General features: G+C 63.2%; 18 protein-coding genes and 1 riboswitch. Of the genes, 13 read left to right on the top strand and 5 right to left on the bottom strand.

What is annotated here, in order from left to right; all coding sequences use genetic code 11:
- Window positions 1–162 precede the first annotated feature (162 nt).
- Window positions 163–1,524, top strand: a complete 1,362-nt coding sequence (locus WIF35_RS12105) for a sigma-54-dependent transcriptional regulator (RefSeq protein WP_412478470.1) — start codon at window positions 163–165, stop codon at window positions 1,522–1,524.
- On the top strand, window positions 1,503–3,512 hold the full coding sequence (locus WIF35_RS12100; RefSeq protein WP_412478469.1) for a cache domain-containing protein: 2,010 nt from the start codon (window positions 1,503–1,505) through the stop codon (window positions 3,510–3,512). Before WIF35_RS12105 ends, WIF35_RS12100 begins: the two co-directional genes overlap by 22 nt.
- A gap of 90 nt (window positions 3,513–3,602) precedes the next feature.
- Here the strand turns inward: WIF35_RS12100 and WIF35_RS12095 are convergent, their stop codons facing one another.
- Window positions 3,603–6,284, bottom strand: coding sequence for a response regulator (locus tag WIF35_RS12095; protein WP_412478468.1), 2,682 nt, complete (start codon window positions 6,282–6,284; stop codon window positions 3,603–3,605).
- Between the two features lie 201 nt (window positions 6,285–6,485).
- Window positions 6,486–6,556, top strand: a riboswitch (S-adenosyl-L-homocysteine riboswitch).
- Window positions 6,557–6,636: 80 nt separating this feature from the next.
- Here WIF35_RS12095 and metH point away from each other — a divergent pair.
- Together metH and WIF35_RS12085 are read left to right on the top strand one after the other, a co-directional pair.
- The gene (gene metH / locus WIF35_RS12090; protein ID WP_412481244.1) at window positions 6,637–10,296 is read left to right on the top strand and encodes a methionine synthase; all 3,660 of its coding nucleotides are present in this window, start codon (window positions 6,637–6,639) and stop codon (window positions 10,294–10,296) included.
- A gap of 60 nt (window positions 10,297–10,356) precedes the next feature.
- Window positions 10,357–11,013 carry an HAD family hydrolase gene (locus WIF35_RS12085; RefSeq protein WP_412478467.1) on the top strand — a complete coding sequence of 219 codons (657 nt, stop codon included), beginning with the start codon at window positions 10,357–10,359 and terminating at the stop codon, window positions 11,011–11,013.
- Window positions 11,014–11,094: 81 nt separating this feature from the next.
- Here WIF35_RS12085 and WIF35_RS12080 read toward each other — a convergent pair whose 3' ends face one another.
- Window positions 11,095–12,813, bottom strand: a complete 1,719-nt coding sequence (locus WIF35_RS12080) for an ABC transporter ATP-binding protein/permease (protein ID WP_412478466.1) — start codon at window positions 12,811–12,813, stop codon at window positions 11,095–11,097.
- 771 nt (window positions 12,814–13,584) lie between these two features.
- Between WIF35_RS12080 and murB the strand changes: the two genes are divergently transcribed.
- Window positions 13,585–14,601, top strand: coding sequence for a UDP-N-acetylmuramate dehydrogenase (gene murB, locus WIF35_RS12075; RefSeq protein ID WP_412478465.1), 1,017 nt, complete (start codon window positions 13,585–13,587; stop codon window positions 14,599–14,601).
- Here the strand turns inward: murB and WIF35_RS12070 are convergent.
- Window positions 14,598–15,323 (bottom strand): N-acetylmuramoyl-L-alanine amidase family protein, encoded by a 726-nt coding sequence (locus WIF35_RS12070; RefSeq protein WP_412478464.1) that lies wholly within the window; start codon window positions 15,321–15,323, stop codon window positions 14,598–14,600. The two genes, murB and WIF35_RS12070, sit on opposite strands and share 4 nt — an antisense overlap.
- A 33-nt stretch (window positions 15,324–15,356) precedes the next feature.
- Between WIF35_RS12070 and WIF35_RS12065 the strand changes: the two genes are divergently transcribed.
- Genes WIF35_RS12065 through WIF35_RS12050 form a run of 4 tightly spaced genes read left to right on the top strand, consistent with a single transcriptional unit; the run spans window position 15,357 to window position 20,373 of the window.
- On the top strand, window positions 15,357–15,788 hold the full coding sequence (locus WIF35_RS12065) for a hypothetical protein (protein WP_412478463.1): 432 nt from the start codon (window positions 15,357–15,359) through the stop codon (window positions 15,786–15,788).
- A gap of 16 nt (window positions 15,789–15,804) precedes the next feature.
- The gene (locus WIF35_RS12060) at window positions 15,805–16,167 is read left to right on the top strand and encodes a cupin domain-containing protein (RefSeq protein WP_412478462.1); all 363 of its coding nucleotides are present in this window, start codon (window positions 15,805–15,807) and stop codon (window positions 16,165–16,167) included.
- Between the two features lie 41 nt (window positions 16,168–16,208).
- Entirely contained in the window at window positions 16,209–16,778 is a 570-nt protein-coding gene (locus WIF35_RS12055) for a hypothetical protein (protein WP_412478461.1), read from the top strand.
- Between the two features lie 37 nt (window positions 16,779–16,815).
- Window positions 16,816–20,373 (top strand): PAS domain S-box protein, encoded by a 3,558-nt coding sequence (locus tag WIF35_RS12050; RefSeq protein WP_412478460.1) that lies wholly within the window; start codon window positions 16,816–16,818, stop codon window positions 20,371–20,373.
- A gap of 21 nt (window positions 20,374–20,394) precedes the next feature.
- On the opposite strand, the gene WIF35_RS12045 is transcribed toward WIF35_RS12050, so the two are convergent.
- Window positions 20,395–20,733: a DUF1840 family protein gene (locus WIF35_RS12045; protein ID WP_412478459.1), complete on the bottom strand. Its 339-nt coding sequence runs from the start codon at window positions 20,731–20,733 to the stop codon at window positions 20,395–20,397.
- An 81-nt stretch (window positions 20,734–20,814) separates the two neighbouring features.
- Between WIF35_RS12045 and WIF35_RS12040 the strand changes: the two genes are divergently transcribed.
- The 4 genes from WIF35_RS12040 to WIF35_RS12025 are packed head-to-tail and all read left to right on the top strand — an operon-like array spanning window position 20,815 to window position 24,292.
- On the top strand, window positions 20,815–21,465 hold the full coding sequence (locus tag WIF35_RS12040; protein WP_412478458.1) for a class I SAM-dependent methyltransferase: 651 nt from the start codon (window positions 20,815–20,817) through the stop codon (window positions 21,463–21,465).
- Entirely contained in the window at window positions 21,465–22,358 is an 894-nt protein-coding gene (locus WIF35_RS12035) for an ROK family protein (protein WP_412478457.1), read from the top strand. The genes WIF35_RS12040 and WIF35_RS12035 overlap by 1 nt, the downstream gene beginning before the upstream one ends.
- Window positions 22,359–22,376: 18 nt before the next feature.
- Entirely contained in the window at window positions 22,377–23,078 is a 702-nt protein-coding gene (locus tag WIF35_RS12030) for an MOSC domain-containing protein (RefSeq protein ID WP_412478456.1), read from the top strand.
- On the top strand, window positions 23,075–24,292 hold the full coding sequence (locus tag WIF35_RS12025; protein WP_412478455.1) for an MFS transporter: 1,218 nt from the start codon (window positions 23,075–23,077) through the stop codon (window positions 24,290–24,292). Before WIF35_RS12030 ends, WIF35_RS12025 begins: the two co-directional genes overlap by 4 nt.
- Here the strand turns inward: WIF35_RS12025 and WIF35_RS12020 are convergent.
- Window positions 24,236–25,228 carry a hypothetical protein gene (locus tag WIF35_RS12020; RefSeq protein ID WP_412478454.1) on the bottom strand — a complete coding sequence of 331 codons (993 nt, stop codon included), beginning with the start codon at window positions 25,226–25,228 and terminating at the stop codon, window positions 24,236–24,238. The two genes, WIF35_RS12025 and WIF35_RS12020, sit on opposite strands and share 57 nt — an antisense overlap.
- Between the last annotated feature and the right edge of the window lie 21 nt (window positions 25,229–25,249).

Here is a 25,249-nt window from a genome sequence, read left to right as displayed (position 1 = left end):
ACGTCGCAAGAACAGGGCCAGGCGAAAAACCGCGTTTTCCGGCCGCGAAGGCAGCCAATCGCCGCCAAATCGCGTCATTCTGTCCGCACAAATGGACAAAATGTCCCGCCCGGCGACGGCCCGGACATGCGAAAATCGACAAAAAACTATCACCCGCGAGTTATGGAAGAGACACCGGTCGCCAAGCCCGAAGCCCCCTGGCAGCAATACGCCGTGCTGATCGTCGACGACGAGCCCGGCATGCAGAGCTTTTTGCAGCGCGCCCTCAGTTCGCGCTGCGGTATCGTCGATTGCGCCGACAGCGTCGAAAGCGCCCGGCCGCTGCTCCAGCGCCAGCGCTACGACCTGATCGTACTCGACATCGCCCTGCCCGGTGTTTCCGGCATCGATTGGCTGCACGAACTGCGCCAGGACGGCTACGCCGGCGACGTGGTGCTGATGACCGCCTATGCCGACCTCGACACCGCCATCGACGCGCTGCGGGCCGGCGCTGCGGACTTCTTGCTCAAACCCTTCTCGCTGGCGCTGGCCCTGAACGCCATCCAGCGCTGTTTCGAACGCTCGCGTCTGGCCCGCGAAAACTTCGTGCTACGCCGCGAGGTGAGCACCCACTCCGCCGATGTCGAAGGCGTCGTTGGCCAGTCCGACATGATGCTCAAGGTGTGCGACCGCCTGAAGCGCATCGCCCCCTCGCCCGCCACCGTGCTGCTCACCGGCGAATCCGGCACCGGCAAGGAAGTGGCGGCGCGCGCCGTGCATCGCATGAGCGGGCGCACCGGTCCGTTCGTGCCGGTCAATTGCGCGGCCATCGCCGCCGAGCTGATCGAGTCCGAACTGTTCGGCCACGTCAAAGGCGCCTACACCGGCGCCCAGCAGAGCCGCGAGGGCCTGTTCTACTACGCCCGCGGCGGCACGCTGTTTCTCGACGAAATCTCCGAAATGCCCGCCCCGGCCCAGGCCAAGCTGCTGCGCGCCTTGGAAGAGCGGCGTATCCGCCCGGTCGGCTCGGAGCAGGAAATCCCGGTGGACGTGCGCGTCATCGCCGCCAGCAACCGCGACCTGAAGGCCGAAGTGGCCGCCCAGCGCTTCCGCCAGGATTTGTACTACCGCCTGCAGGTGCTGGAAGTGACCCTGCCGCCACTACGCGAACGGCCGGAAGACATTCCGCTGCTGGTCGAACATTTCATGGCGCAGCTGACGCCCAATCTCGGCGTGCCGCCGCTGGCGCTCGACCCGCGCACGCTGGCCAGGATGAGCGACTACGACTGGCCCGGCAACGTGCGCGAACTGCGCAACCTGGTTGAGCGCTCGCTGATCCTCGGCTGGTTCGACATCGGCCCCGAGCCGGAAGTCGGCAGCCTGCCGGCCGCGCCCGGCCGCCTCGACGAAACGCTGGAAGCCGTCGAGAAGCGCCACATCCTCGCCGTGCTCGCCGCCTCGGACGGCAACAAGTCGGAAGCCAGCCGCCGGCTGGGCATTTCGCGCAAGACCATGGACCGCAAGTGTCAGGCCTGGGGCATGTGATCCCGCCCAGCCGGCGCTCGATCCGCGCCCGGCTGCTGCTGCTCGCGCTGCTGCCGCTGGGCGTGGTGCTGCCGTTGATGATGGCGGCGCTGGCCTATTGGGGCGGCAGCTATTTCGACCGCCTGCTGGTGACCAAGGTGCGCAGCGACCTCGCCGTCGCCCATGGTTATTACGAACGCGTTAGCGAAGGCATCGGCCGCTCGGTGTCCGGGCTGGCCTATTCCGAACGGCTGGTGCGCGCTCTCGCCCAGCCTTCGGCCGACCGCTCGACGCGCGTTGCCGGACTGCTCGACGCCACCCAGCAGGAACACAAGCTCGATTTTTTGCATTTTCGCGATGTGCACCGCAGCAGGCTGCTGGCGCAGAGCTCACCGGTCATCGCCGGCGCGCTGGCCGGCAGTGCGCGCACTGAAACCGAGTTGTTCCAGCCCGAGCAGCTCGCCTCGCTCGGCCTCGACTTGCTCAGCCGCGCCAACACGCCGCTGCTGCCGACGCCCAACGCCAAGCCGAGCAAGCGCAATGTCGAGGCGCGCGGCCTAGTGCTGCATTCCGCCGCCCCGGTGCGCGATTCGGCCGGCCGGCTGATCGGCGTGCTCGAAGGCGGTGTGCTGCTCAACAAGAACCTCGATTTCATCGACCGCCTGAACACCGTGGTCTACCCGGAGGGCGCCCTGCCTTTCGGCAGTGTCGGCACCGCCACCCTCTTCCTCGACGACGTGCGCGTCGCCACCAACGTCCGTCTGTTCCAGGGCGAACGCGCCATCGGCACGCGCGTTTCGGCCGCGGTGAACGACTCCGTGCTCGGCGAGGGACGCACCTGGCTCGACCGCGCCTTCGTCGTCAACGACTGGTACGTCTCGGCCTACCAGCCGCTCTACGACAGCCATCGCCAGCGGGTCGGCATGCTCTACGTCGGCTTTCTCGAAGGCCCCTTCGCCGATGTGCGGCGCCAGGTCTTCTACGGTATCGCCGGCCTGTTTGGTCTGGCCATGCTGGCCGCCGGCGTCTTCGCCATCTTCTGGGCACGCCGCGTCTTCAAGCCGATCGAACGCATGCACGCCACCATGCACGCCATCGAGCAAGGCCACGCCGACGCGCGCATCGGCCAGATCCAGACCGAGGACGAACTCGGCGTCGTCGCCGCCCATTTCGACCGCGTGCTCGACCAGTTGCAGGCCCAGGCCGATTCGCTGAAGCGCTGGGGCGACTCGCTCGACGCCAAGGTTGCCGAGCGCACGGCCGAACTGGAACACGCCGTCGCCGACCTGAAAACGGCCCAGTCGCAGCTGGTCAAGAACGAAAAGCTCGCCGCCATCGGCCAGCTGACCGCTGGCGTCGCCCACGAGATCAACAACCCGATCGCCGTCATCCAGGGCAACCTCGAAGTGCTGCGCGATATCCTCGGCCCGCAGGCCGACCCGGTCGCCCCTGAGATCAAGCTGATCCACGAGCAGGTGCACCGCATCCGCCTGATCGTCGCCAAGCTGCTGCAATTTGCCCGCCCGCAGGATTACGTCGGCTACCTGGAGCCGGTCGAAGCCGGCCAACTGATCCAGGATTGCCTGGTCCTGGTCCGCCACCTGCTCAAGAAGGGCAACATCGCCATCGAGCAGCAGATCGACTCCAGCCGCCAGGTCATCTGCAACAAGAACGAGGCGCAGCAGGTGGTGATCAACCTGCTGGTCAACGCCATCGAAGTCATGCCCGACGGCGGCCTGCTGCGTATCACGGTGGAGGACTGGGACGAAGCCGACATGCCGGTCGGCATCCGCCTCAGCGTTGCCGACACCGGCCCCGGCATCAGCGCCCCCGACCTCGAGCGCCTGTTCGAACCCTTCTTCACCGCCAAGAAACCCGGCGGCAACGGCCTCGGCCTGTGGGTCAGCAAAACCCTGATGGAACGCTACGGCGGCAGGCTGACGGCGGAGAGCTCGCCAGGTCAGGGAGCGAGGTTTACCGTGTGGTTACGCTGTGAGCCGCTGGCCTAGGTCTCGCGTCCAGCTGTCAGGCGACCGCCCTGTCATCTGACGCGAGAGTAGCTTGTTGGCTGAACCAGGCAATCACACTCGACATCAATGTCAGGCTTGCTTTGTCAGCCAGTGCAACAGGATCGAATACAGCCTCTCGGGATTCACGGGCTTGGTGATGAAGTCATCCATTCCCGCTTCAAGACATCTTTCCTTGTCTTGTGAAAAGGCATTTGCCGTCATCGCCAGAATTGGAGTGCGCTGATGTAGCGCCCTCTGGCGAATATGACGTGTCGCCTCCAAACCATCCATTTCCGGCATCTGCATGTCCATCAGAATGAGTCCATAGTCATGCTCATCCGCCAATTCCACGGCCTCTCGGCCATTTTGTGCCGAATCAACCACGAAACCGACATCGTCGAGCATCATGGTGGCAATTTCACGGTTGATCGGCTCATCCTCAGCCAACAGTATCCGCGTCCCGATGAACTCCTGCTTGAGCCTCTCTTCCGCCTTTTCCCCGCAAGCCACCTCGGTTGGCACCTGTTTGCCGGCCCCCTTCTCCAATCTCACCGAGAACCAGAAGGTACTTCCTCTGCCAACGGTGCTATCGCCACCGGCATCGCCTCCCATCACCTGAGCCAGCTTCTTCGTGATGGCCAAGCCCAGGCCGGTTCCACCGTATTTTCGCGTGGTGCTGTTATCTGCCTGCTCGAATGCTGAGAACAATCGCACCAATGCCTCAGGCTCGATACCGATCCCGCTGTCCTCGACTTCCAGGCGCAGGTGAACGCTGTACGCATCCTCGGCCAGTTTCTTGACCCGCAAGGCGATGAATCCCTTTTCGGTAAATTTCAGGGCATTCCCTGCATAATTGAGAAGTGCCTGTTGCATCCGCATCGCATCACCGCACAACCGATCCGGTAACGAATCGATCTCCGTGATGAGTTCAAGCCGCTTGGCATCCGCCCCAGCCTGAATCATCGATACCACGTTGGCAACAATCCGACTGACCGAGACATCGTTTTTTTCCAGTACGAATTTGCTGGCTTCGATTTTGGACAAGTCGAGAATGGTGTTGATGATCGCCAGCAAATGCTCACCAGCCGCTTCCAGTTTGTCCATTTGGTCGCCTTGCTTAGGGGACAATCCGGCCCGGCGAACCAGGTGGGCCATTCCGATGACCGCATTCATCGGCGTCCGGATCTCGTGGCTCATGTTCGCCAGAAACGCAGCCTTGGCTTTTACCGCTTCGTCCGCCCGCTCCTTGGCAAGAACCAGTTCCGCATTCGCTTCGCTAAGAGCGGCAGTTCTAGTCGCAACAATTTGCTCCAGATTCTGGCGATGCCTTTCCAGTTCGGACTCCGTCCGCTTTTTCTCGGAAATGTCCGAGGCCACACCAAGATAACCGACAATCTCGCCATTCACCCCATGTATGCAGGAAAGCGAGAGGAGCACCGGGAAACGCTCGCCTGAGCGTTTGACGAACGTCCATTCCCGTTCATCGGAATCGCCCATGCGCAAGGGAGCGACGATGCTGCGAAAGAGTGCCGACGGATCCTGCTCGTCCTGGCCCAGAATATTCCCGGCGCGAGCAATGACTTCCTCCCGCGAATGCCATAGGCAGGGGGTTTGCCGACCGATGACGTCCTCTGCCCGGTAGTCCAGCATCCGTTCGGCAGCATTGTTGAAACTGCTGATCACACCATCCAGATCGGTGGCAATGATTGCGTAATTGGCCCCATCCAGAATGGCCTGCCTCGCCAATGTGATGCTCGTCAGTTCAACATCGGCTTCACGTTGCTTTTTCAAAGCGAACCTGAATGCGAGGTACCCCACGAATTGCAGCGCAATGAACAATGCCGTGGGCAGGATCAGACTGGAAATCCAGCGCTGGATCACCGCATCTCTTTTGATCGAGGCGGCGGCCCAGATATCGTGACTGTCCACAAGTTCGACAACGCCATAGCGAACGACCCCTACCCCTTGAACGCTGCTGCTGGTCGTTTCGTGCCAGCCTGCTGCCCGTCCGGCGGGCAAACTGAGCAGCGCATTCATGATGGCTTGGTCCAATGGCGTCGAATAAAGTCGGGCAATCAGACTTGCCGGCAGATCGCGAGTCGCATCGCTGGAAAACAGAACATAGCCGTCCTTGCCGATGATCGATACGTTCACATCGCGAGGCAACATCATGTTTTCCCAAGCCGCCACCCCTCCCTGAATTCGGAGTCCGGCCGTCATCATGGCCTCAACCCCGCCGTCGGCGTTGCGCAGGGCGACCCGCATCGGAACGACCCATTCATTCAATTGCTTCATGAAATAGGGACGGCCGATGATCAGTCCATGTCCTTCGAAAGCCCGACGAAAACTGTCTGCAGTCGAATCGGAAGCCAGCAAATTGGGGAGCTTGGCACCAGCCGGGATGCCGCTCACCAGAACAAGTTGCCCATCGGCTCTTGCCAGCCCGTAACCGGCAATTCCGACATCGGTCGACCTGATCCTCTCAATCAGAGGACGTCCATTCTCCGGCTCGATCAACGCCCCCTGGATAAGCAGTTCCATGCCAAAGCTGCGTAACAAGGACTCCTGCGTCGTCGCCGTGACCCGGATACTTTGGGCAAGCATGGAGGTGATGTGCACCAGTTCGACCCGTACATCGTCGACGGTTTTTTTCCAGAGGGCGTAACCGGTGTAGGCGAAAATCACCACCCCGAGTCCGACGAAGACCCGAAACAGGGATTGCAGTGCCTTGGCTTTGGTTTCCGGCAGGACGTTCCTATAACGCTCGCTCATATGGACAGGAGTGTGGTGACGGCCAATCCGAATTTCTTCGGCAAGCCTGTGCCCTTATTGTGGTCTAACTTCCACAAATGCGCGAACTCACATAATTGTTTTTTTACACTTTTCAGCGAGCAACCTGAACGGCATAGAGGTTTTCTGAAAAATCAGTCGCTTAACTTGGCATTACGACCTTAGCCCGGTAAACTACGCCCCTCTGCCGAGGAGCGCTGCGACCTGACTGTATTCAGGCCAGGCTCGGCAACGATCAACGGCGCTCGCAAACCATGAATTCACAAGCCGGTTTGCGACGCCGTTTGTCTTTTGCGGCGTCCCTGGCGATTGACGTTTTGCCGAGGTAACCATGATCCAGCCCGACCGCAGCTCCGAACTCCAAACCCTGTTGCAGCAGCGCCTGCTCGTCCTCGACGGCGCGATGGGCACGATGATCCAGCGCCACGGCCTGCAGGAGGCCGATTACCGCGGCGAACGTTTCAAGGATCATCCACACGACCTCAAGGGCAACAACGACCTGCTGGTACTGACCCGCCCGGACATCATCGGCGGCATCCACCGCGAGTACCTGGAAGCCGGCGCCGACATCCTCGAAACCTGTACCTTCAACTCGACCGCCGTTTCGCAGGCCGATTACAACCTGACCGAGATCGTCTACGAGCTGAATTTCGAGGGCGCCGCGCTCGCCCGCAAGCTGTGCGACGAATTCACCGCCGCCAACCCGGACAAGCCGCGCTTCGTCGCCGGCGTGCTCGGCCCGACCAGCCGCACGGCGTCGATCTCGCCGGACGTGAACGACCCCGGCTACCGCAACGTCACTTTCGACGAGCTGGTCGCCAACTACTTCGAGGCCACCACCGGCCTGGTCGAGGGCGGCGCCGACATCCTGCTGGTCGAAACCGTCTTCGACACGCTGAACGCCAAGGCCGCGCTGTTCGCCATCGAGCAGTTCTTCGACGTGGCCGGCCGCCGCTGGCCGGTGATGATTTCCGGCACGATCACCGACGCTTCCGGCCGCACCCTGTCCGGCCAGACCGCCGAAGCGTTCTGGAATTCGCTGCGCCACATCCTGCCGATTTCCTTCGGCCTGAACTGCGCGCTCGGCGCCAAGGAGTTGCGCCAGTACGTCGAGGAACTGTCGCGCGTCTGCGATTGCTACGTTTCGGCCCACCCGAACGCCGGCCTGCCGAATGCCTTCGGCGGCTACGATGAAACCGCCGACATGCTGGCCGACGAGATCGAGAGCTGGGCGAAGGCCGGGATCGTCAATATCGTCGGCGGCTGCTGCGGCACCTCGCCGGAACACATTGCGGCCATCGCCCAGCGCGTTGCTGCGGTGCACCCGCGTCAAACGCCACAAATCGAGCCGGCGCTGCGCCTCTCCGGCCTCGAGCCGTTCAATTGCGGCAAGGATTCGCTGTTCGTGAACGTCGGCGAGCGCACCAACGTCACCGGCTCGCGCGCCTTCGCCCGCATGATTCTCGAAGGCCGCTTCGACGACGCGCTGGCCGTTGCCCGCCAGCAGGTGGAAAACGGCGCGCAGGTGATCGACATCAACATGGACGAAGCGATGCTCGACTCCATCGCCGCGATGGACAAGTTCCTCAAGCTGATTGCCTCGGAACCGGACATTTCGCGCGTGCCGATCATGATCGACTCATCGAAGTGGGAAGTCATCGAGGCCGGCCTCAAGTGCATCCAGGGCAAGGGCATCGTCAATTCGATCTCGATGAAGGAAGGCGAAGCCAAGTTCCTCGAACAGGCCAAACTCGCCCGCCGCTACGGCGCGGCGGTGATCGTCATGGCCTTTGACGAAAAAGGCCAGGCCGACACCTACGCCCGCAAGATCGAGATTTGCGGCAAGGCTTACCAACTGCTGACCGGCATGGGTTTCCCGGCCGAAGACATCATCTTCGACCCGAACATCTTCGCCATCGCCACCGGCATTCCCGAGCACGACAACTACGCCGTCGATTTCATCGAATCTGTGCGCTGGATCAAGCAGAACCTGCCGCACGCCCACATTTCCGGCGGCGTTTCCAACGTCTCCTTCAGCTTCCGCGGCAATGACCCGGTGCGCGAGGCGATTCACACCGTTTTCCTCTACCACGCCATCCAGAACGGCATGACCATGGGCATCGTCAATGCCGGCATGCTTGGCGTGTACGACGACCTGGAGCCGGAACTGCGCGCCAAGGTCGAGGACGTGGTGTTGAACCGCCATCCGGGCGCCGGCGAGGCGCTGGTCGACTTCGCCCAGACCGTCAAGGAAGGCAAGAGCAAGGACAGCGGTCCGGATCTGTCGTGGCGCGAGCAGTCGGTCGAGAAGCGCCTGGAACACGCGCTGATCAAGGGCATCACCGATTTCGTCGTGGCCGATACCGAAGAAGTGCGCGCCAAGCTGGAAAGCGAAGGCAAGCCGCCGCTCGCCGTCATCGAAGGCCCACTGATGGCCGGCATGAACCACGTCGGCGACCTCTTCGGCGCCGGCAAGATGTTCCTGCCGCAGGTGGTCAAATCGGCCCGCGTCATGAAGCAGGCGGTCGCCCACCTGCTGCCCTTCATCGAAGCCGAGAAATCCCGTACCGGCCTCGGCTCCAAGGGCAAGATCCTGATGGCCACGGTCAAGGGCGACGTGCACGACATCGGCAAGAACATCGTCGGCGTGGTGCTCGGCTGTAACGGCTACGACGTCGTCGACCTCGGCGTCATGGTCAGCTGCGACAACATCCTGAAGGCGGCGCTCGAACACCGCGTGGACATCATTGGCCTGTCCGGCCTGATCACGCCGTCACTGGAAGAAATGGCCCACGTCGCGGCCGAGATGAAGCGCCACGGCATGAAGCAACCGCTGCTGATCGGCGGCGCGACAACCAGCCGCGCCCACACCGCGATCAAGATCGCGCCGAACGCCGAAGGCCCGGTGGTTTACGTGCCGGATGCCTCGCGCGCCGTCGGCGTCGCCACCAAGCTGCTCTCCATCGACCAGCGCGATGCCTACCACGCCGAAATCGCCGCCGAATACGAAACCGTGCGCGCCGAACACGCTGGCCGCAAGGGCGCCACGCTGGTTTCGCTGGACGACGCCCGGGCCAATCGTTTCACGTGGAACGAGACCTACACCCCGATCAAGCCAGCCCAGCTCGGCCGCCAGGAAATTACCATTCCTCTGGCCGACCTCGTGCCTTACATCGACTGGTCGCCCTTCTTCCAGAGCTGGGACCTGGCCGGCCGCTACCCGGCCATCCTGCAGAACGAAACGGTCGGCGAAACCGCCCGCCAGTTGTTCCACGATGCCCAAGCCATGCTGGCCAAGATCGTCAGCGAAAACTGGCTGACCGCCAAGGCGGTGTTTGGCCTCTACGCGGCCAAGGGCGAGAACGAGGACATCGTGCTCTACACCGACGAATCGCGCAGCCAGGAAGCGACCCGCTGGGTCGGCCTGCGCCAGCAGATCAAGCAGCCGCAAGGCCGCTTCAACACGGCGCTGGCCGATTTCGTTGGCGACAACGACTACGCTGGCGCCTTCGCGGTCACGGCCGGCCTCGGCATCGACGAGCACGTCGCCCGCTTCGAGGCCGCCCACGACGACTACTCGGCGATCATGCTCAAGGCCCTGGCCGACCGCCTGGCCGAAGCGGCCGCCGAATGGCTGCACATGAAGGTACGCACCGAGTTCTGGGGTTACGCCGCTGGCGAAAAGCTCGACAACGATGGCCTGATCGCCGAGCAATACAAAGGCATCCGCCCCGCCCCCGGCTATCCGGCCTGCCCGGACCACACGGCCAAGCGCGAGCTGTTCAAGCTGCTCGACGCCCCGGCCATCGGCATGGGCCTGACCGAATCCTGCGCGATGACCCCGGCCGCTGCCGTCTCCGGTTTCTACATCGGCCACCCGGCATCAAGCTACTTCGCCATCCCGAAGATCGGCCGCGACCAGCTTGAAGCCTGGGCCGCCCGCAAGGGCATGGAACTCAAGGACGCCGAACGCTGGTTGGCGCCCTTGTTGTAATCTGCAGAAGCGCCCTTCGCGGGCGCTTCTTTTTTGCCTCAGACTCCCGCACCCACAGCCATGCCCCGCTACTCGCACATCCTTTTCGACCTCGACGGCACCCTGATCGACTCCGCACCGGCCATTCTGGCGAGTTTTCGCGAAGCCTTCGCCCAGACCGGGATCGCACCCGTGCGCAGCATCGACGAAAGCATCATCGGGCCGCCACTGACCGAAACCCTGCAACTGCTTTCCGGCAGTGCCGATTCGGCCCTGATCGGGCAGCTGACCGAGGCTTTCAAGGCGAGCTACGACAGCGAGGGTTACAAGGCCACGGCCGACTACGCCGGGGTCGGCGAATTGCTGGCCGAATTGGCCGGCGCCGGCTTGCAACTATCGATCGCAACGAATAAGCGCATTCACCCGACGCGGCTGATCCTTACGCATCTGGGCTGGCTGGATCATTTCCGCCACATCTACGCCCTCGATCTGTTCTCCCCACGCCTGCCCGACAAGGCGGCGATGATCGCGCGCCTGCTGGCCGATCAGGGCATTCCGAAAGAACAGGCCATCTACATCGGCGACCGCAGCGAAGACGGCGAATCGGCCGACGCCAACGGCCTGCCCTTCATCGCCGCCACCTGGGGCTACGGCAGCCTGACCCCGGCCGAAATGCGCGCCGGCTGGCAGGTCGCGGCGGAACCAGCGGCGCTGGGCGCGATGCTGATCGACGCCTGAGCATCCGACAAGGTTGTTTGCTTGAGGGCAACGGCACCCTCTCAACGAGAGCAAGCGACAGGAACCCCATGAGGCCTCCGCTCAGCCCTGTTCGTCCTTCTCCCGGAAACGATAGTCCGCCGCCGCACAGGCCAGCCAGTGGCCGTTGCCGTCCAGCTCCAATACCTGCTGGTGATATCGCAGGATGGCCGGGCGGTGGCCGACGCTGATCAGCGTCGTGCCCAGTTCCAGTAACTGCCGGTAGAGGAAATCCTCGTTGGCCGCATCGAGCGCGCTGGTCGCTTCGTCGAGGATGGCGTAGCGTGGCTTGCTGAGCAGGATGCGGGCGAACGCCAGGCGCTGCTGCTCGCCCACCGACAAGACCTTGGCCCAGTCACGCTCGGCATCCAGCCCGCCGAAACGGGTCGCCAGGTCGGGCAGGTTCACCTGCTCCAGCGCCTGCAGCAAGGCCACGTCGGAAACTGCCCGCTCCTTGTGCGGGTAGAGCAGCTGGCTGCGCAGGCTGCCGAGCAGCATGTAGGGCTGTTGCGGCAGGAACAGGATGTCCTTGGCCGGCGGCCGATAGATGGTGCCGCTGCCGGCCCGCCACAACCCGGCGATGGCGCGCAGCAACGAGCTCTTGCCCGCCCCGCTCGGCCCGACAATGAGCAGGTTGTCGCCGGCCTCGACGGCCAGCGACAGCTTGCGCAGCAGCACCCGCTCCTGGCCCGGCGTCATCAGCGTGACGTTCTCCAGCACCACCTGCTTGGCATCGACCGAGACGATGGCGCTCTCTCGCTGTACGTGCAGCGGCGGATGGCTGCGCAACACGCGGGACAAGGTGTCGATGCGGTCGATCCCGGCGGCGAAACGGCTCAGGCTTTCGAAATTCTCGATGATCAGCGAAATGGCACTGAGTACCGCGGCAAAGGCCCCCGCCGCCTGCACCGCGCGCCCGACTTCCAGTTCGCCGGAGAGCACGCGCGAAGCGATGATGGCGCTGGGCAGCACGATGGTCAGCAGGCCGTAAGCATGCTGGAAGAAATTGAGCCGCAACTGCGCACGGATCAGCCGCTTGTAATTCTTGAAGGCGGCGACGAAACGCTGCCAGATCTGCTGCTGCTCCTGCCCCTCGCCACGATAGAGGGCGATGGCTTCGGCGTTCTCGCGTACCCGCACCAGCCCGAAACGGAAATCGGCCTCACGGCGCAGCTGGTGGAAGTTGAGATTCATCAGCCGCTGGCCAAAGACGAAGATGGTGATCAACGTGCCGGCCGTGGCGTAGAAAACAAGGAAATACACCAGTTCGCGCGAGATGGACCACAGCACCTGGCTGAAGGCGACCAGCTGCAGCATCGAGCCGATGAAAATCAGCAGGAAATAAAGCGAACGCTGCGTGAAGGTATTGATGTCCTCGGCCAGACGCTGGTCCGGGTTGTCGATGCCCGCATTGCCGTTCAGCTCGTAGAAATGGCGGTGGCTGAAATAGCTGTCGAGAAAGCGGTGAGTCAGCCAGCGCCGCCAGTTGATGGCCAGCGTGTCACGCACGAAGTAATACAGGGCATAGATCGGCACGGCGGCAAGCAAGAGCCACAGGCAGAACTTGATCGAAATCCAGAAGCGCTCCTCATCGCGCGCCGCCAGCGCCGAGGTGAATTCGCCGGTCTGCTCGTTGAGCATCACCGCGAAACGCGTCTGCCCGAGCAGCAACAACACGAGCAAGGCAACCATGCCCCAGGCCTTCAGGCGCTCGTCCTCGCGCCAGTACGGCGAAGCGATGCTCCAGAAACGCCGCCAGAGATGTCGATCAGCCAAGGTCACGATGGTTCTTGTCTTTGTAGGAGGGGCTGGTGATGTTGTTGTACTCCTGGGGGGTTGGGGGGGTCAAGCCTAAGCAATCGTCGTTTAGCCGACGGCTCGTATTAATTAACGCCGTTTTCCGCCTTTACGGCGGGCGTACTTTCTTCTTGCTTCGCCAAGAAGAAAGTAGCCAAAGAAGAAGGCGACCCGGGGTCGGCGCCCGCTACGCGGGTTCCCTGTGCTACTCGGACTTCGCGGGGGTACCCCAAGAGTACTTCTTCACGATGCTGTGCATCGCTCAGGGCGCTGCGGAACTCGGCCCTTTGGGCCTCAGACAGTCCTCGCCCTATTTCCGCGAACTCCTGCGTTGCTCGGCGCCTCCCACGGGGGTTTGAACACCCATCGCAAATTGAAACGCTTTTTTTTTGCCTTTTTAGGCAGTGCACCGCAGCACTCATGTTTTTTTCAGTGACAGTAAAGCTGCGACGCTTTTCCGGGCCCCTTGAGAGGCGCTGAGCAACGCAGGTTGGCCGGGGGTAGTCGGCTGGCGTTGTCTGAGCCGCATCGCGGCGAGTTTAGCCAGACGCCCGGACAAGCGAGTAGCGGAAGGAAGTGGGCGCAAGCCCACCGCCGACCCAGGGGTGGCCCTTTCTTTGGCTACTTTCTTTCGGCCAAGCGAAAGAAAGTACGCCCGCCGTCAGGGCGGAAAACAGCACCTAGAAAACCAATAATGCCGGCCAAAAAACCTACGAGCTACGGAAAAACACCCCGAAATCAACGAAAATACCCCCCATGACCCCTCCCCTCACCAACATCGACCTCCTCCCCCACAACACCCTAGCCCTCCCCGGCCACGCCGCGCGCTATCTGCGAGTCACTGAACCGGCGCAGCTAGCGGTACCGGAACTAGCCGGCGAGAAGCGTTTCGTGTTGGGTGGCGGCAGCAATCTGGTGCTGACCGGCGATTTCCCCGGCCTCGTACTGCACATGGCGATCCCCGGCAAGCGCTTGCTCAAGGAGGATGCCGAGGCGTGGTATGTCGAAGCTGGCGCTGGCGAAAACTGGCACGACTTTGTGCAATGGACGCTGGCCCAAGGCTGGCCGGGCCTGGAAAACCTGAGTCTGATCCCCGGTACGGTCGGCGCGGCGCCGATCCAGAACATCGGGGCCTACGGGCTGGAGGTCGGCGAGCGGCTGCATTCGGTCACCGCCTGGAATTTCGAAAAACAGGCGTTTTTCGAAGTGCACCGCAGCGATTGCCGTTTCGCCTACCGCGACAGCGTGTTCAAACAGGAGGGCTGGCATGTGGACGGGCACATCGCCATCGTTTCGGTCGTCTTCCGCTTGCCCAAGGCCTGGCAGGCCAATTGCCGTTATGCCGACGTGGCGCAGGAGCTGGACGCCCGCGGGGTCGCCCAGCCGACGGCACGCGACATCGCCGAGGCAGTGATCGCCGTGCGCCGGCGCAAGCTGCCCGACCCGGCAGTGACGCCGAATGCCGGCAGCTTCTTCCACAATCCGGTGGTGGCCGCCGAGATCGCCGACGCCCTGAAAGTCGCCCACCCGACCCTGCCCTGCTATCCGCAGCCGGATGGCCGGGTCAAGCTGGCGGCCGGCTGGCTGATCGAGCAGGCCGGGTGGAAAGGCAAGGCGCTCGGCCCGGTCGGCATGTACGAGAAGCAGGCGCTGGTGCTGGTCAATCGCGGTGGCGCCACCGGCGCAGACGTCAAACGCACCATGGCTGCGGTGCAGGCCGACGTGCAGCAACGCTTCGGCGTCGCCCTGACGCCGGAACCGATCTTCCTCTAGTCGCTCTTTTCCGGCGCCGCTTCGTCCCGCCCGGCGAACAGGCAGGCGGCAATGCCGGTCGCCACGGCGTCGGCCATGCGCGCCTGGCGCTCCGGGTCGAGCAGTTCCAGTTCCTCGTCGCGATGCTTGATGACCCCGGCCTCGAACAAGACGGCGGGCAGCGTCGTCCGGTAGAGCACGACGAGGTTGTCGTAATACCAGACGCCGTTCTCGGCATCGGCCGGAAAATGCTTGCGCTTATGCCAGGGCGAGGGCTCGAAGCCGGCCCGGCGCAACACGGCGCCGATCGTTGAGGCGCAGCGCAGGCTGGTCGCCAGATCGGGATTGTTGGCCGAGACGAAGATACCGAAGCCGCGCTTCACATCGGTGTAGGCCTGCGCCTTGCCCTCCCATTGCCAAGGCTTCAAATAAGCCTCGCCGATCGAGTCGTGATGGATGGAGATGAAGAAATCGCTGCCGGCGGCAGCCAGCGGACGGGCGTACAAGGAAGCGATATCGCCGGCGAAATTGACTTCTCGCACCTCCAGCTGGCGGCTGAGCAAGGCATCGGCCACCTGCCGGCCGAGTACCTGATTGAAGGAAAACTCGCTGCGTCCACGGGCGCTGATCGCTCCCGAATCCGTCAGCGTATGGCCAATATCGACCGCAACCAGCGGCGGCGCGGCCACTGCTGCGGTGTACAGGCAAAAACTGGCAAAAATCGAAAGCAGCCGGATTATCATGAGAGCGTTATCGACACGATGCGCGAGCCTATCATGATTCGTCTGCGCTCCCTGAGCCTCGCCGCCGCCTGCGGCCTCGCCCTCCTGCTGGCCGCCTGCGGCACCGCGCCGCCCACCGCCAAGGCACCGACCAAGGAATATTTCGAGATGGACTTGGGCGATGGCTTCACGCTCGACTACGCCATCGAGCGCACCACCTCGCGTGCCAGCGCCAAGGCCTGCTACGCCTTCATCACGGGCAGTCTGCGCAACGACTCCGGGCGCACCCTGAGCCGCAAGTCGGTACTCGACTTCATCGTGATGAACCGCGGCAAGATGCTGTTCCGCGACATCACCAACCCGGTCGCCGACATCCCATCCGGCGGCGCCGCCATGTTCGAGATGGTCGATTCGCCGGTGCACAAGGACGGCTGCCCGGACTACGAGCGCATTGACGTCAACCTGCGCAAGGTTTTCCTGAACTGATCGTTTCCACCCCGCCATGCCGAAACTCACCGTCTTCAACGCCGCTCAACCCGAAGTCAGCTACGACCGCCCCCGCCCGGACCGCCTGGTGCGTGGCAACCCGCTGCGCTCGACGCGCGAATTCTTCAGCGCGCCGCAGGGCGACCTCAGTTGCGGCATCTGGACCTGCGAGCCGGGCGCCTGGAACATCGCCTTCCCGGCCGGCAAGGACGAGTTCTTCTGCGTCATCAGCGGTCGCTTGCGGATCAGCGACGACCAGGGAACGTCGGCCGAATTCGGTCCGGGCGAGGCCTGTGTCATCCCACAAGGCTTCGTCGGCACCTTCGAAGTGCTCGAAACGGTCAGCAAATACTATGTGGTCTTGGAAAGAACGGGCTAAATTGAGCTATAGTTTTTGCCAATTCCCGGGGAGATAACAAATTGACTGACGAGACCAATCCGCCGCGCGGCACCACAGCCCATACGCCCGACCTCAACTGGAGCCAGGTCCGCGAAACCGTCCTGATGCTGGAGCTCTCCGCCGTCCAGATCGAGGCGGCAATGAAGGATAGCAATGCCTCGGTCGAAGTGCTGACCAACTCCTTCACGACCATGGCCGGCTACATGCGGATGATTTCCGAGACCATCCAGACCTTGCCCGACAAGGACGAGGTCGGCGTCGCCAAGCAGAACCTGCTGGGCGTTTCCGAGCACGTTTCCGGCATGGTGCACCAGGCCATCATCGCCTTCCAGTTCTACGACAAGCTGGTCCAGCGCCTGTCCCACGTCGGCCTCAGCCTCGGCGAATTGAGCGATCTCGTCTCCGACACCCGCCGCCTGTTTAACCCGGCGGAATGGGTCGATCTGCAAAACCACATCAAGGGTAAATACACCACCCGAGAAGAAGTCGCCATGTTCGAAGCCGTCATGCAAGGAGTCCCGGTGCAACAGGCTGTTGAACAGTTCATGGCCGAAATGAAGGAAAAGAGCGACGACATCGAGTTGTTCTAGTCGCCCCTTCCATCCATTCCCACCCGACCCCATCGGCATGACAAGCCCCGGTGACCTTCCGTCAGCCGCCCTGGCCGAAGCGCTCGCGCTGGCCGGCGTTGGCTGCTGGCTATGGCAGGCACCGGACCGCCTGTCAGTTTCGCCGGCTTTCCTCGGGTTGCTCGGACTTTCGTCCGAGAACTCACCGAGCGATGCCCCAGGCTGGTTAGCTCTTGCCCATCCGGACGACCGGGCAAACTTCGCCGACCTGCTGACGGCCATCGCGCAAGGCGAAGGCAAGATCGAACGCCAGTTCTCGCTGCGTCTGCAACACGCCAACGGCCTGTGGTGCTGGTTCGAGCTGCGCAGCAAGGCTCTGGCCGATACCGGCATCGTCATCAGCTTCAGCGAAATCACCCAGCAGAAGCAGGCCATGGCCGCACTGCGCGACAGCCAGTTGCGCTTCCGTGCCCTGTACAACACCTCGCCGCTCGCCTTCGTCCTCTGGGAACGCGAAGGGCGCATCGTTGAGTGGAACCGGCGCGCCGAACAGATCTTCGGCTGGCCGGCCGAACAGGTCATCGGCAAGCCCATCCATCGCCTGCTGTTGCCGGCCGATCAGCACGGCGATTTCTCGGCCAACAACAAGGCCATGCTGCACAGCGAGGGGGACGGCCGCTTCACCGGTCCGGCCCTGCACCGCGACGGCCGCCTTCTCCATTGCAACTGGTACAGCGTCCCGCTCTACAACATCAACGGGCAATTGCTCGGCATTCTGTCGCTGATCCTTGATGTCACGCCGGAATACCTGGCGCAGAAGAGGCTGGAGAAAAGCGAGCAGACCTACCGGACGCTGGTCGAAACCTCGCCCGACGCCATCCTGCTGCTCGCTACGAACGGCTGCCTGCAGATGGCCAACCAGCAGGCGCAACGCCTGTTCGGACTGGATATTCCAACCGACCTCGGCAAACTGTCCTTCCGCAGGCTGTTGGCCGAAGGAGACGCCGAACTCGACTTCCTGGCCAATCCCGAGGAGTTCGCCGGGCTGATCGCGCACCGGCAAATGCGTCTGCGCAGCAAGCTCGGCGAGAGCTTCGACGCCACACTCTCGCTGACCACGACCTGCGACAACCATGGGCGACCGACCGGCAGCGTGCTCTTCGTCCGCGATGTCACCGAAAGCCTGCGCGCCGAGCGCGAATTGCAGGCTCATCGCGACAACCTCGAACAACTGATCCAGGAACGTACGCTCGAACTCGAGTCCGCCCATGACAGCCTGAGCAAGATCATCGACGGCAGCCCGGTGCCCACCTTCGTGCTCGATGCGGATCACACCATCACCCATTGGAACCAGGCGTGCGAGCGCATCTTCGGGGCCATGGCCGAGGACATGATCGGCACCCGCGACCAGTGGCGCGGCTTCTACCCATCGCCGCGGCCAGTGATGGCCGACCTCGTGCTGCTCGAAGGCTTGGCCGAGATCGAGCAACTCTACGCCGACAAGTATCGTCCATCTCCCTTGGTCAAGGGCGCTTACGAAGCGGAAGACTATTTCCCCAAATTCGACCGCTGGATGTATTTCACCGCTGCCCCGCTGCGCGACCGCAATGGCAAGCTGTTCGGCGCCATCGAAACCCTGCAGGACATCAGCGAACGGAAGAAAGCCGAAATCGCACTGTCGGAAGCCAAGCTATTCGCCGAGCAAGCCGCCACCGCCAAAGCCGAATTCCTGGCCAACATGAGCCACGAGATCCGGACACCGATGAACGCAGTGATCGGCCTCGCCCACTTGCTGCTGAAAACCGAGCTGTCCGGCAAGCAGCGCGACTACATCGAACGCATCCACGGCGCCGGCCAGATGCTGCTCGGCCTGATCAACGACATCCTCGATTTCTCCAAGATCGAAGCCGGTCGGATGCAGATCGAACATACCGATTTCCTGCTCGACGACGTGCTCGACAAGGTCAGCACCGTGGTCATGCATCGCGCCCAGGAAAAAGGCCTGGAACTGCAATACGTCGTCGAACCCGACGTGCCGCAACGCCTGATCGGCGACCCGCTGCGCCTGGCCCAGATCCTGATCAACCTGATCGGCAACGCGATCAAGTTCACGGCACGCGGCTCGGTCACCGTCTTCCTGCGACGAGCCAGCGCCGAGTCGGGCCACATGAGGCTTGAATGCGACGTCCAGGACACCGGGATCGGCATGACTGCCGATCAACTCGCCACCCTGTTCCAGGCCTTCAGTCAGGCCGATACCTCGATTACCCGCAAGTTCGGCGGTACCGGCCTCGGCCTGACCATCTGCAAGCGCCTGACCCAGCTGATGGGCGGCGACATCCGGGCCGAGAGCCAGCCCGGTGTCGGCAGCACTTTCAGCTTTTCCGTACGTTTGGGCGTTGCGGCCGGCGAGGTGGCCACCCCGAACACGTGTTTCAAGCGCGCCCTGGTGGTGGACGACAACCCGCTCGCCCGCAGCATCCTGATCCGCCTGCTCGAGAAACACGGCTTCCAGTGCACGGCCGCTGACTCCGGTGAACAGGCGCAACGCCAGATCGAAGAGAACGCCGGTCATCGCTTCGACATCGTCACCATCGACCTGAACATGCCGGGCATGAACGGCTACGAACTGGGCGAAATCATCCGTAACGAACTGGGCAACGAACCCTTGCTGGCCATGGTGACAGCGGCCGACACGTCGGATTTCGATTTCGACATCGAAAAATCGCCCTTCGACGCCATCGTCAACAAGCCGGTGACGGCCCAGCAGATCGCGCAACTGCTCGACGCGCGCACCATCCGGCAGGCGTCCGCCGGCAGCACGCTGGCCCCGATGGCCGGCCTGCGCATCCTGCTCGTCGAGGACATCCCGACCAATCAGTTGATCGCCTGCGAGATGCTCGAATCCTTCGGCGCCACGGTGGATACGGCCGGCAACGGCGTCCAGGCGCTGCGCAAGCTGATTGATGAAGCCATCCCCTGCGACGTCGTACTGATGGATGTCCAGATGCCGGAGATGGACGGCCTCGAAGCCACCCGGCGCCTCCGGGCAAGCGGCCGTTACGACCGACTGCCCATCATTGCCATGACCGCCCATGCCCTTGACCAGGAGCGTCAGCGCTGCCTCGCTGCCGGCATGAACGATTTCATCAGCAAGCCAATCGATCCCGACCAGTTACACCAGATGCTGCAGCGCTGGCGGCCGAAAACAGAAAATGCCGGCGCCCCTCTACCCCAGGAGAAGAAAACCATGAGCACACCGGAAGGATTGCCGGAACTCCCCGGCATCGACACCGCTCTCGGCATGAAGCGGATGATGAACAAGGTCGCCTTGTACGAGAAGGTCTTGCGCGACTTTCACAACCGTTTTGCCAACGAGGCGGCGCAAATTCGCGCCACCTGGGAGGCCGGCGATTTCACGGCGGCGGAGCGACGCGCCCACAGCACCAAGGGGCTGGCTGGCACCATCGGCGCCACCGCGTTGCAGGAAGCGGCCCTGGCGCTCGAATATGCGCTGAAGGAAGGTCAGGCGCCGGCCGACGTCTACGACCGTTTCGCCCAGGAACTGCGTACCGTCATCGACGGTATCGCCAAGGCCTTCGACATTCCGGCCTGAAATGCAGCCAGCGGCGGATGCTCAGAAGGCGTCCGCCGCTTCCCAGATAATGTAGGCATCCGGCCCGGATTGGGCCGTGCGTTCGAGCATGTCGATCAAAGGCCAGGCCCGCTGGCTGAAGCCGACCTGAATCCCCTTGCGTTTGCCGATCGCCTCGTCGATTTCCTCTTCGTCGTCTTCGCTCGGCCGGGGGGCCCGCTGGGCTTCGGCGCGCAACGCTGCGGCGGCCGGGGCCATTTCCGGCTGAGTGAAAGTACCGCGCGCCGTGGTTTCCTTGCCGACGGTCTGCAACAGCATGCGGGCGGTTTCGGCATACATCAGCACCTCGGCGGTTTCGCTCGAATCGAAACGGACTAGCATGAACTCTCCTGTCGTTTATTAGGCTCTGGTTGTCAGGCCCCCACCCATCATGCAGAATGCACCAAAAAGGGGGGCGATCCGATGGAGACAAATATTAGCGCCAATCCCCTGGAAACAGGGGCCGATGAGCTTGAACGTTTCGCGCTGGAAGAGTGCGTCAAGCGAAAGCGCATCGATCACAGCGTGCTGGCCATGGTCATGCCGGCCGGCCATTGCGACTTGGCGCTCAAGCTCGCCCGGGTCGGTGCGCGCGTCGTCGCCGGCGACAGCCTGAAATTCAAGAACAGTATCGAGGGCCGCGTCCTCGCCGCGGGCCTGAACGACGAAGTCATCTTCGCCGGTTACGAGTTGCCTGGCCTGCCCGACTCGCCAAACGGCGATTCCTTCGATCTGATCGTCGTTCGCCGCGGCCTGTGCTCCATGCCTTATGACGAGGCGCGGCGCGTTCTGCGCCAGTTGCTGCTCAAGCTGAAGATCGGCGGCAAGCTGTACATCTCGGTGCTCGGCCTGCATTCCGAACTGGGCTTGGGCTACGCCGACGCCGAGCGCCAGGTCAACGAGCGCTTTTCCACGCTCGAGCCGGCCCTGGCCAAGAAATACGATATCCCGATGCCGGTCTGCCTGTACACCGAGCGCAACCTGTTCATGCTGTTGCTCGAATCGGGTGCCAGCGTGTTGCGCACGCTGACCACCACCTACGGCAACGTCAAGGGCATTGCCGTGCGCGTCTGATGCGTCTGGGCATCGACCTCGGCGGCACCAAGATTGAAATCATCGCCCTCGCCGAGGATGGGCGGGTTTTGCTGCGCCAGCGGGCGCCCACGCCGCAGGGCGACTATCGGGCGACACTGGCAAGCATCAAGGGTCTGGTCGACGCGGCCGAATCCCAGCTCGGACAACGAGGCACCGTGGGTGTCGGCATCCCCGGCGCCGAGTCGCTGGCCACCGGCCTGATCAAGAACGCCAATTCCACCTGCCTGATCGGCCAGCCGCTGCGCCATGACTTGTCGGCGCTGCTGCAACGCGAGGTCAGGTTGGCCAACGATGCCAACTGTTTCGCCCTCTCCGAAGCCGTGGACGGCAGCGGACAGGGAGCACAGATCGTCTTCGGCATCATTCTCGGTACCGGTGTCGGTGGTGGCATCGTGATCGACCGCAAGGTACTGGTCGGTGCCAACGCCATTGCCGGCGAATGGGGCCACAACCCGCTCCCCTTACCCGATGCCGATGATCTCCCCTTGCCCGATTGCTATTGCGGTCGCCAAGGCTGCATCGAAAGCTATCTGTCCGGCCCCGCGCTGGCAGCCGACCATCGGCATCACAGCGGGCAGATGCTCGCCGCCGCCGAGATCGAGCGGCGTGCCGAGGCTGGCGACGCCGCTTGCGAAGCCACCTTGCAACGTTATGAAAAACGTCTCGGGCGCGCCCTGGCCGGCGTCATCAACCTGATCGACCCTGAGGTGATCGTCATTGGCGGCGGCCTCTCCAAGATGCCGCGCCTGTACCGCAATTTGCCCGACTGCTGCGGTGCACATGTCTTTTCGGACGTTTTTTGCACGAAATTCCTGCCACCGCAACATGGGGACTCCTCGGGGGTACGCGGCGCTGCCTGGCTGTGGGATTGATGGCACAATCGCCCGACCATGGCATCCATCGCACTCTTCATCGGCGGCATTCGGCCGCTCCCTGAATCCGGTCGCCCGACCGGCATGTACAAACAACCCGTCACCAGCCCCGTCGAACTTGGCCCCGAAGGCTTCATCGGTGACGAGCAGGCCGACCGCCGCGTGCATGGCGGCCCCGAGAAAGCCGTGCACCTTTACCCAGCCCGCCATTACGCCGCGCTCGCCGAACGCTTTCCCGACGCCGTACCGCTGTTGGTCCCCGGTAGCCTGGGCGAAAACCTGAGCACCGCCGAGCTCGACGAGAACGACGTGCGGCTCGGCGACATCTGGCGCTTGGGTCAAGCCCGCCTGCAAGTCTGCCAACCCCGGAATCCCTGCTGGAAGATCGACGAGCGTTTCGCCAGTGATGGCATGGCGGCCTTCATCGCAGAACGGCAGATCACCGGCTGGTATTGGCGCGTGCTCGAAGGCGGCTGTGTGCAACCGGGCGATACACTGGACCTCGAATTCGCCAGTTCCAGCTTCACGCTGGCCGAGGCCATGCGTCTCTGGCACAGCCACCGGCCGCCGCTCGAACAGCTTTCCGCCCTGGCAGAGGCACCGGGCATTGCCACCAGCTGGCAGCATAAGATTCGCCAGCGCCTCGCCTGGCTGCAGGCCCACCCTCAAGAAGCGGATCAATGCCCCAAGGCGTTCCACGTGAAACCGGAGGCGCAATGAGCCAGCTTGAGGAACGTCAGCTCTGGCGCATGTTGGTCCTGCCCTTTGCCGCCGGCTATTTTCTGTCCTACCTGTTCCGCACGGTCAATGCCGTCATCGGACCGAAAATCGCCACGGAACTGGAATTGGGCGACAACGCCCTTGGCCTGCTGACCAGCACCTACTTTCTCGCCTTCGGTGCCGCCCAGTTGCCGCTAGGCATGTTGCTCGACCGCTTCGGGCCGCGCCGGGTGGAAGCTGCGCTGCTGGTCGTGGCCGCGTGCGGCGCCGCAGTCTTTGCGATGGCCGACGGCTTGGGCGGACTGGCCAGCGGCCGTGCACTCATCGGTTTGGGCGTTTCCGCCTGCCTGATGGCCTCGTTCAAGGCCTTCAGCCAATGGTTTCCGGTCGAACGCCATGCTTCGCTGACGGGCTGGATCATGGCCTCCGGCGGCCTCGGCGCGCTCGCCGCCGCCAAGCCGCTCGAACTGGCACTCGGTTTTGCCGACTGGCGGGAGATCGTGTTCGCGCTGGCCGCACTGACCTTGCTGGTTGCCGGATTGATCGGACGCAGCGTGCCCGACAAGCCGCTCGAGGGAGAAAAACATGGCTGGCAGGAACAACTGGCCGGTGTCGCCAGCATTTTCCGGAGTGGTCATTTCTGGCGCTATGCCCCGATGGGTTTCTGGTCCACCGGGGGTTTCATGGCAGTACAGGGGCTTTGGGCCTCGCGCTGGATGAGCGAGCTGGAACACATGAGCAGTGGGGAAATCGCAGCCCGCCTGACGTGGATCAGCGGGGCGATGCTGGGCGGCTACCTGTTCATGGGAGTTTTTGCCGCCCTGCTCGGCCGGCGCGGCGTCAAGCTGGAAACGCTCTATCTCTCCGCCATGGTCCTCGGCCTGCTCTCCTTTGCCGGGATCGCCCTGCAACCAGGTCACGGCAGCACCTTGCTGTGGTCGCTGCTCGGCGCCTGTTTCTCGCTGTCTAACATCAGCTACTCGCTGGTCGCCCGCGCTTTTCCTCCGGCGCTTTCCGGTCGGGCCAACACGGCTTTCAATCTCTTCGTCTTCGCCGGGGCCTTTGGTTTGCAATGGGGCATCGGCGCCTTGGTCGATGCCCTGCGTGCTTGCGGACTGGCGACGGACGCTGCCTATCGCAGCGCCTTCATCGCCCTGTTATGCGGACAGTTGCTCGCCCTCGCCTGGCTGCTGTGGTCCGGCCGGCGGCGCTGACACGGCCAGGTCCACCTGCTGCATGAAGCCGACCTCGCCGCTTTCGCGCAGATAGACGCCGGCCGCTCGGATCTGGCCGAGCAGCTCGTTATCGCCGGTTTTTAGCGAAAACGGGGCGTGCACCGCAGCAGTGGCCAACGCGCCGATACCGCGTTCGCTCAGGCTCGCGTAACGCTCGCCGTTGGCCACGCCGAGTTGGCGGAAGACCGGATCGGCCTCGTCGATCCAGCCGTTGCCGTCGCTGTCGAGCTTGGCCAGGTCGGCAAAGCCGTTACCGCTGGCGACGCCGAACAATTCGCTGCCGTCGTCGGCCCGGCCATTGCCGTTGCGATCGAAGACCAGGTAGCCGCAGCCCTCGCCCAGCCCGGGAATGCGTTCGACCTTGCCGTCGGCATCGAGGTCGAAGTCGACCCGGTTTTCAGTCAGTTCAGCGCCGGTCCCCGCAAAATCGATGACCAGCGGATCGTGCAGCCGATACGTTCCGCTCGCGCTGCCCGACAGGGTCTGCGTGTATTCGCGCTGCATGGCAAGCGAGCAGTCGAAGGCGATCTGCCGGCCGTCGCAAGTCCGCACGAAACCGCTGGCGCAGATGTTGGTCGATTCCGTTTCCTCGATGGTCGTGCACCATTCGGTCTGCCAGCAGACCTCCCGAACGCGTCCCGCCGTCGGTAATCCGCTATCGGTCGGCGGCGCAGCACACTCGGCGGCAGGATTTTCCTCGCATTTCTTGCCGTCGATAGCCGCCAGGATTGCCGCTACCAATTGTTCCAGCATGCGCTGAACGCGTCGGCGCAGGTCCTCCGAACGGTCGGTTTCGCTCACGGCAACGCCGGCAAAAACCTGGCGGAAGCTCAGTGTCTGCTCGACTTCGGTGGTTTGGCGCTTGCTCGCCTCATGTTGTGCCTGCAGGCACAGTTCGGCCGATTCGATTTTCATGCTCGTCTCCTGCGGTTGTTC

Origin of the sequence: Azonexus sp. IMCC34839 (assembly GCF_047047955.1) — a bacterium.
GTDB lineage: Bacteria > Pseudomonadota > Gammaproteobacteria > Burkholderiales > Rhodocyclaceae > Azonexus.
This window is presented reverse-complemented; position numbering and strand designations above follow the sequence as displayed.